The organism is Geminicoccus flavidas (assembly GCF_009806515.1).
Lineage (GTDB): Bacteria > Pseudomonadota > Alphaproteobacteria > Geminicoccales > Geminicoccaceae > Geminicoccus > Geminicoccus flavidus.
Genome location: NZ_WUJP01000851.1, coordinates 1 through 8,136 on the forward strand (window position 1 = coordinate 1; position 8,136 = coordinate 8,136).

Below are 8,136 nucleotides of genomic sequence, written 5' to 3' on the forward strand. Positions count from 1 at the left end.
TGTCCCACCAGACGCTCAGGACATGGCAACGAACCAGGCACTCGCCGGTTCTGCGCAAGTAGTGATAGGACCGCAAGCATAACAAAGGCCGGAACAGCCGCCCAGTTGCCGGCGATGAGCAAACGCCGCGGGTGACGTTGCCGGTCACCTGCACCTCGCAACTTTTCATGCATTGCGAGGTAGCGGGTACTGGTCAAGCCATCAGTCGTGCCGCGATCACGCCGACGGCACGGTCACTGATCCGCTTCAGGTCGGCGGCGGATGTGCCCCGCTCGCGCAGGCCCCGCTCGCACACGTTGCGCACGGCGGTACAGGTGACCAGCCCGTGCCATTCTTCCTTGTCCTGCGCGGCCCGAATGGCAGCTTCGCACAGCCGGGTGATGGCCACGTTGACCGGCATGAACGGCCCGACTGCATTGGTGAGTTCTTGCTCAAGCGCATGAATGTCTGCTTGAGGTTTCCTGTCCATCCTGAACTCCATTGTCTTCGGGGGGGACAGCCGACGTAGAGGCTGGACTCGTCAACAGCAGTTCGTGCTCGCGGTTGCATCAGAGCGACATAAACTTTTCTACTATCGACATAGTACTGGGGCAGAGCTGGCCATTGCGTGTAGGCATGCCGGGTTCGGCCATCGCAGCGTGGCTTCTTCGAGATGGGCGCACTTAGCCGCCAGCCTTCCCATCTCATCGGGCTAGCTGGCGTGGGCGCAGCCACACCGAGGCAGGCCGACCGGCGGCTGTTCGCCCGTCAGGCCGGTTGCCCAATGTGGTCCCTTATGCCGTCATCGGACGCTGCCTCCAGCTGTCTCAGCTGCAGCATCGGGGGAAGATCGTCTGTCCGTTTTGGTACCGATGGCCCCGGAACATTTGGTCAACTTGCTGCAGTTGACGCGAACAGCCGCTGGCATGGCCACACACATGGCAGCATTCAGGCTGGGGCTCGTGTTGATGTCGATGATGGCGGGAGCGATATGCTGTAAGACTAGAACCAGGCTCCCGTTCTTGCCCACGCGCAAGCGACCTCATGGGACTGATCGACATGCGGCTTCGGACCCTGCACGTGGTGGCGAAGACCTAGGCGGGCTGCTCCAGGAGCAGGAGCGTGATCTCTTGGAGCCGGATCACCCTCCATGCCCCGGCGCAGCCTGCGGCCGCAACCGGTTCAGCGTTTCGGCGTGCTGGCCCCCCCCGATCGATCTGGCCTGCATCCCGAACTGCTGGAAGAAGTTGCGGGAAATCTTCCAGGCATAAAGGGCGGGCCCAGTCGCAAGGAGCATGGGTGCCGCGAAGATGGCCGGCAGGTCACCGGCAGGAATGCCCGGGCGGCTCGGCTCCATCCAGCCGCCGCTCACGCCCCCGTTGCCGGCTTCCGGCTGGAAGAGCGCCCCGTCGGTGGGTGCAGCCGGTGCAGCCTGGAACAGGCTCTGCTGCGCGATCCCGGCGGCAATCGCCTCGGTCAGCTCCGGGTCTGCCGCGTGCTGCTCGGCCAGGACCCATCCGGTAGCACCAGCGAAGGCCTCACGCTGCGGGGTCTGCACCAGCGCCACGACCACGCCGGCGACCTGCTCGGTGGGATGAACCGGATCCAGAGGCTTGATCTTCCGGCCGCTATAGTTGGCTCCCCGCTGCCAGAGCGGCGTGTCGATGGAGGCCGGGCAGACCGTGCAGACATGGATGTTCGGCAGGTGGGCGACCTCCTGCCGAAGGGCATGGGAGAATCCCCTGATCGCGAACTTGCTGGCGACATAGGGGCTATGGAAGGGGGTGGGGCAGATTCCGACGATCGAGGCGCTGTTGATGAGGATGCCGGATTCCTGCGTGCGAAACTGCGCCAGTGCCGCCCGGGACCCATAGACGGTTCCCATAAAGTTGACCTGGATCACGCGCTCGAAGGTAGCCGGCGGGATGTCCGTGAAGGTGCCGAACGCGTCCATGCCGGCATTGTTGAACCAGACGTCGATCCGTCCGAATGCTTCGACGGCGCGCCGGGCCAGAGCCTGGACCTGCGCCTCCTCGGCGACATCGACAGGCAGGACGGTGGTTTGGGCACCCCTGGCGCGGCAGGCGGCCGCCGCGTCCTCCAGTTCCCTCTCGCGGCGGGCGCCCAGGACGAGACGCGCGCCCGATGCTGCGAACGCCAGGGCGGTGGCCTTGCCGAGGCCGCTGGAGGCTCCGGTGATGACGATGACTTTGTCTTGGATCTGTTGGCTCATGAGGCGCTCCGGGCGCAAGGGTAGGGTTGGTCATAAGGCGGTGTCTGGAGGCGCGCAGGTCGCCAGGGTGCCGAGTGCCTCGGTCGCGGCACGCTCCCCTGCCTCCCAGCGGCGCCGATCGAAGACGCTGCGCAGGGCTCGCGCGGCGGGCAGATCTGTACTAGCCCTCAGCCTCGCCCAGAGTTCCAAAGGACTGCCCTGGACTGGCTCAAGGCGCCTCCCGCATGCAGCCAAACCATACAAACCCCGATAAGCGAATCGATAAACGAGAGATTATTTGCGGAGCTGAACATCAGATTATTCGAATTGTATACTGCGCTCTCGCAGAGAGCCCATGATTTATCATATGAAATCATGAACTTCATGTCTAATTATTATCAACAACATTGATTATGATACGAACCAGAAACTGGGAGATAGAAACAAAGTGTAAAATATGTACATAATAAAAATGGTCTTAGAGGCGCTTTTTTAAACGAACGATTGGAACTCACTCAGCAGTGCCCGAGTTCGTTTATACCCGGCGGCTTCAATTGCTGATTTCCTGTTGCTTGGACCCTCATGCGGACGAGTCTCGTCCGAGACACGGCGTCGTTGTCCTGCCCGGCGAAGAGAAGTGCCTAATCGGGGAAACTACGAGCATGATCCACGAACCAGTGGGTGCTTTGATCATGGAGACGCCAGTGATCAAGCTCGACGGGCCCCCAGCACTCGGCTGCCAGGCGCATGGCCCGCAGGCGACCCCAGGCGCCAGCGCCCCGGAACAGCTTGGCGGACCGTTGTCGGTCCTGGAGCGTGGGATCTATCGCGGGCCCCACCTCTACAGCCACACGGCCATGATCCGCATCCAGCTCGATCTGGGCGCGCTGGAGGCCTGCCCCAGCGACAGGCTGCCCGGTTTTGCCGACCGCCTGCTCGGCCTTCTGCCTGGCCTGCGGCAGCACGGCTGCTGCTATCGCGAGCCAGGCGGCTTCGTGCGACGCTTGCAGGACGGGACTTGGCTGGGACACGTTGCCGAGCATGTCGGCCTCGAGCTCCAGTCGCTGACGGGGACGGCCGTCACCCGCGGCAAGACCCGGTCCGTGAAGGGGCGCCCGGGCGTCTACAACGTCATGTACGCCTATAAGGAAGAGGCCGTCGGGCTCCTGGCGGGACGCCTGGCGCTGCAACTCGTGGATGCGCTGCTCCCGTGTGGACTCCGGGGCATCCGCGGCCTCGACCGCATCTATCAGGACGATGACGAGCCGGCACTGGAACAGGCATTCGATTTCGGCGCGGCTTTGGAGGTCCTGCGGCGGCTGCACCGGCGGACGGCACTCGGCCCCACCACCCGCTCCCTCGTTCAGGAGGCGGAACGGCAGGGCATCCCGGTGCTGCGCCTCGATGACCAGAGCCTCGTGCAACTGGGCACGGGCCGTTACCAGAAGCGCATCCGTGCCAGCATCACGAGCACGACCTCGCAGATCGCGACGAACGCGGCAGGAGACAAGAACCTCACCAAGATCTTGCTGAACGCGGCCGGGCTGCCGGTTCCCAAAGGTGCGGTCGTGCGCAGCGCCGATGCGGCTGTGCGTGCGGCGGAGCGCATCGGCTATCCGGTGGTGACCAAGCCGCTGGACGGCAATCACGGTCGCGGCGTCTCGATCGGGCTCATGACCGCCGAGAAGGTGCGTTGCGGCTTCGAGGAGGCCATCCGGCACAATCGCCGCGTGATCGTCGAGCAGCACTACCAAGGGCACGACCACCGGATCCTGGTGGTCGGCGGCGAGGTGGTGGCCGTCACCGAACGCGTGCCGGCGCGCGTGGTCGGTGACGGGGTGAGCAGCATCGTCCTGCTGATCGAGGCGGTGAACGGGGACCCGCGCCGGGGCGATGGCCACGAGAACGTCATGACCCGGATCAAGGTCGACGATCATGTCTTGAGGCTCCTGGCCAAGTCGGGGCTCACCCTGGCGAGCGTCCCGGATGCAGGTGAGGTCGTCACCTTGCGCGATACCGCCAATCTCTCGACCGGCGGCACGGCGATCGACCGCACCGACGACATCCATCCGGAGAACGCCACTATCGCCCGGCGTGCGGCGCAGGCGGTCGGCTTGGACGTCGCCGGCATCGACTTCATCGCCCCCGACATCAGCCGCTCGGTCCATGAGACGGGCGGCGGCATCGTTGAGGTGAACGCGGCGCCGGGCTTCCGCATGCATCTCCAGCCCTCGGAGGGACGGCCGCGCAACGTCGCGCGGCCGGTGATCGAGATGCTGTTCCCGCGGGGTGTTCCGACCCGCATCCCGGTCATCGCCGTGACCGGCACGAACGGCAAATCCACCACGGTGCGGATGATCGGGCGCGTGCTGCGCGCTCGAGGCCTCAATGTCGGGCTCACCACCACGTCGGGCATCTATGTCAACGAGGAGCGGGTCGTGAAGGCGGACGCCTCCGGCCCGTGGAGTGCCCGGCTGGTACTGCGTGACCCCGCCGTGGATGTGGCGGTGCTTGAGACAGCCCGCGGCGGCATCCTACGCGAGGGCCTGGGCTTTCCGGCCTGCGATATCGGCGTCGTCACCAATGTGCAGCCTGACCATCTCGGCCTGAAGGGAGTCGAGACGCTGGAAGACCTGGCCGCAGTGAAGTCGGTCGTGGTGGAGGCTGTCCGCCGGGATGGCACCAGCATCCTCAATGCCGACGATGCCATGTCCTCCCGCATGGACCGATGGGCGGGGGGGACGGCTCTGCTACTTCTCGCTGCGCGGCGGCACCGACATGCCGGACTTCCTGCGCAGCCACATCGAGAGCGGCGGGCTCGCCCTGGTGCGCGAGGCGAACGCGCATGGCGGCGAGATCGTCATTCACGACAAGGGCGATGCGATCCACCTCATGCATGTGGCGGAGATTCCGGCGACCCTGGAGGGCCTGGCGGAGTTCAACGTCCAGAACGCGCTCGCGGCCGCCGCGGTCTGCTACGCGCACGGGCTGCCGCCGGCCACGATCCGGACGGGGCTGGCCAGCTTCACGACCTCCTTCGAGCACAGCCCCGGCCGCCTCAACGTCTTCGATGGGCACGGCTTCCGCGTGATCCTCGACTATGCGCACAACCCGGCTGGCCTGATGGCCCTGGGCGATCTCATCCTGAAGATGCACCCGCGGCACCGGCGCACGATCGGCATGGTGAACATCCCAGGCGATCGCCGCGACGAGGACATTCGCGAGATGGGTGCACTGGCAGCCCGCTATTTCGACGAGATCATCTTCCGGGAGGACCCTGCGCGTCGCGGCCGCCGGCCGGGCGAGATCGTCTCGCTCCTCACCGAGGGCGCCTGCGCGGTCGGATTCCCGCAGGAGCAGATCCGCCGCATCCTCGACGAGGACGAGGCGGCCAATGCCTGCCTGGGCGCGGCCCAGCCCGGCGACCTCGTGGTGCTCACCCCGACCGAGGTCGAGGTCATGTGGCGGCAGGTGCTCGATTATCGCGCACCGGCGCATGCCTCCTGGTTCCCGGTGAAGGCCGACCAGCCAGACTTGGAGGCCGAGTCGTGGCGGAGGATCGCATGAGCCGGGACGGCGGGGCCCGCCCGGGCTGGGCGATCATCGTCCATGGCGGAGCAAAGGAGATCGAGCCGGATAAGGAGGAGGCGAACCGGCAGGGCTGTCTTGCTGCCCTGGCTGCAGGGCAGACGGTGCTGGAGCAGGGTGGTGGCGCCCACGAGGCGGTCGAGGCTGCCACCCGCGTGCTCGAGGACGATCCTACCTTCAACGCCGGCTTCGGCTCCGACCTCAACACGGATGGCGTGGTGGAAATGTGTGCCGGGCTGATGGACGGCTCCACCTATGACATCGGCAGCGTCGCTGCGATCAAGGGGGTCCGCAATCCGATCTCCGTGGCGCAGGCCATGCTGCGCGAGCAGCCCATCCTGCTGACCGCCGAAGGAGCGCGTCGCTTTGCTGGCGAGCATGGGGCCGAGCTCTGCGCACCCAACGCGTTGATCTCACCGGAGAAGCGGGCTTCCAGGATGAAGGAAGACCATGACACGGTCGGTTGTGTGGCCCTGGACCAGTCCGGCCGGATCGCTGCAGGCACGTCGACCGGAGGCCTGGAAGGCACGCACCCTGGGCGGGTCGGCGACTCGCCGCTGCCAGGCTGCGGCTATTATGCCGACAGCTCAATCGGAGGCATCGCCTTTTCCGGCGACGGCGAGAACATCGCCCGGGCCATGCTCGCCGCCCGCGTCATCCAGGCGCTCGAGGCAGGTCGCAGCCCGGAGGATGCCGTCCGGGCATCGCTCGACCACCTCCACAAGGTGGGCGGCGAGGCGGGTGGGATCGCCATGGGTTCTGAAGGGCGAATGGGCTTTGCCCACAACAGCCCGCATTTCGCGGTGGCCTGGATCAGCGACGGGATGAACGGGCCACGCGTCCAACTGCGCCAGGACGAGAACAGCTGATCATGTCCAATCGCACAAAGCATCATGCCAGCGGCCCGCTCGTCATCATCGGGGGTGGCGAGGACAAGGGGAGCGCATCATCCTCCGGGAGGTCGCCGGCCGGCTCGGCGGCGGCAAGCTCGTGCTGGCCACGGTCGCCTCGCACCAGCCGGAGGGCTATTTCGAGTCATATCAGGCGGCCTTCGCCGACCTTGGCGTGACCGATCTCGTCGAGCTCTACCTGCATGAGCGCGCGGAGACTGCCGACCCGGACAAGCTGGGCCTGTTCGACGAAGCGGCGGGCGTCTTCTTCTCGGGCGGCGACCAGCTGCGGATCGCCAGCCAGATCGGCGACACGCCGGTAGAGCAGCGGGTGCGGGAGCTCCATGAACGCGGCGGCGTGATCGCCGGTACCTCGGCGGGTGCCTCGGTCATGAGTGAGACCATGCTGGTGAAGGGGACGAGCAGCGAATCCCACCGTATCGGTGACCTGCACATGGCCCCGGGCCTGGGCCTGGTGCCCAACGCCATCATCGACCAGCATTTCGCCGAGCGCGGGCGCTTCGGGCGCCTGTTCGGCGCGGTGGCGCACAACCCCCGCGAGCTCGGTATCGGCATCGACGAGGACACCGCCATCGTGCTCGCGGCCCAACGCTTCCGGGTGATCGGAAGCGGCTGCGTCTATGTGATCGACGGCGCCGGGGTCACCCGCTCCAACATCGCGGAGGCCGAGGCAGACCGGGCCTTGTCCATGCATGACGTCCGTCTCCATGTGCTCAGCAGCGGCGATGAGTTCGATCTCTCCATCCGGCGGCCGGCAGACATGCCTGACCGACATCGATCGCACGCCCGGGAGGAGGCTACGGGCTGAACGCCTGTAGATCCCATGCCGGCTCGGTCTTGTCCTCGCCGTCCCGGCCCAGATAGGGGCGGCCTCTGCCCTGTTTCTCCTGGCCGACCTCGGTCATGCCGCCCCGGGCTGTTCCCGGCCGCCGACACTCTTGCGCAGCCTGCCCAGATCCTCGAGCCGCTCGGCCACCAGGTTGATGACCACGCCCTGGCGCTGCACCCGCCCCAGCACGCCCAGCATCCGGCTGCCAAGCACGATGCGCCGGTAGCGCGCGAACACGGACGGCCAGACCATCAGGTTGGCGAGCCCGCCGACCTCGGTTACATCAGTGACCGCACAAGAGGTGGTGAAGACCGTGCAGGGGGACCGTTGCCATCGACTGGCGGTTCGACGACGTCCGGCCGCGCCTGCAGGTCCTGGTGAAGCGGATCCTGCGCAGGTACGGATCTCCACTCGATCTGCAGGAGACGGGGACGGTGCCGGGGCACGGGGCGCTGCTGTCGCAGGCACCGGCGGCGTGAAGCCGTCGCCTGGCCGTGGGTGGCGACGCCAGGTCATGCTTATGGCGCCAACCTCTATCGGATCGATGCCATGGCCTCGATGAGCGCTGCCGTCGGCAGCCGGACGGAACGGCGGCCGGACCTTCCCGGACACGTCGT

General features: G+C 66.3%; 5 protein-coding genes and 2 pseudogenes. 4 read left to right on the forward strand and 3 right to left on the reverse strand.

What is annotated here, in order from left to right:
* Nucleotides 1–193 precede the first annotated feature (193 nt).
* Nucleotides 194–469, reverse strand: coding sequence for a hypothetical protein (locus EQG76_RS24465; RefSeq protein WP_159717205.1), 276 nt, complete (start codon nt 467–469; stop codon nt 194–196).
* Between the two features lie 651 nt (nt 470–1,120).
* A complete protein-coding gene (locus EQG76_RS24470; RefSeq protein ID WP_159717207.1) occupies nt 1,121–2,212 on the reverse strand; it encodes an SDR family oxidoreductase in 1,092 nt (363 codons plus the stop codon).
* An 836-nt stretch (nt 2,213–3,048) separates the two neighbouring features.
* On the opposite strand from EQG76_RS24470, the pseudogene cphA reads away from it, so the two are divergent.
* From cphA to EQG76_RS24485, 4 genes and pseudogenes are all read left to right on the forward strand, one after another.
* A pseudogene (gene cphA / locus EQG76_RS33670) lies at nt 3,049–4,887 on the forward strand (cyanophycin synthetase); the annotation flags it as partial.
* A 7-nt stretch (nt 4,888–4,894) separates the two neighbouring features.
* Nucleotides 4,895–5,758 carry a glutamate ligase domain-containing protein gene (locus tag EQG76_RS31820; RefSeq protein WP_200841082.1) on the forward strand — a complete coding sequence of 288 codons (864 nt, stop codon included), beginning with the start codon at nt 4,895–4,897 and terminating at the stop codon, nt 5,756–5,758.
* On the forward strand, nt 5,740–6,648 hold the full coding sequence (locus EQG76_RS24480; protein ID WP_159717209.1) for an isoaspartyl peptidase/L-asparaginase family protein: 909 nt from the start codon (nt 5,740–5,742) through the stop codon (nt 6,646–6,648). Before EQG76_RS31820 ends, EQG76_RS24480 begins: the two co-directional genes overlap by 19 nt.
* Before the next feature lie 2 nt (nt 6,649–6,650).
* Nucleotides 6,651–7,498 (forward strand): annotated as a pseudogene (locus EQG76_RS24485) (cyanophycinase).
* Between the two features lie 93 nt (nt 7,499–7,591).
* On the opposite strand, the gene EQG76_RS24490 reads toward EQG76_RS24485, so the two are convergent.
* Nucleotides 7,592–7,771 carry a hypothetical protein gene (locus EQG76_RS24490; RefSeq protein ID WP_159717211.1) on the reverse strand — a complete coding sequence of 60 codons (180 nt, stop codon included), beginning with the start codon at nt 7,769–7,771 and terminating at the stop codon, nt 7,592–7,594.
* Nucleotides 7,772–8,136 lie beyond the last annotated feature (365 nt).

Coding starts and splice junctions, on each gene's coding strand:
- EQG76_RS24470 (WP_159717207.1), bottom strand. CDS start 2,212: ATGAGCCAACAGATCCAAGACAAAGTCATCGTCATCACCGGAGCCTCC.
- EQG76_RS24490 (WP_159717211.1), bottom strand. CDS start 7,771: ATGGTCTGGCCGTCCGTGTTCGCGCGCTACCGGCGCATCGTGCTTGGC.
- EQG76_RS31820 (WP_200841082.1), top strand. CDS start 4,895: ATGCCATGTCCTCCCGCATGGACCGATGGGCGGGGGGGACGGCTCTGC.
- EQG76_RS24465 (WP_159717205.1), bottom strand. CDS start 469: ATGGACAGGAAACCTCAAGCAGACATTCATGCGCTTGAGCAAGAACTC.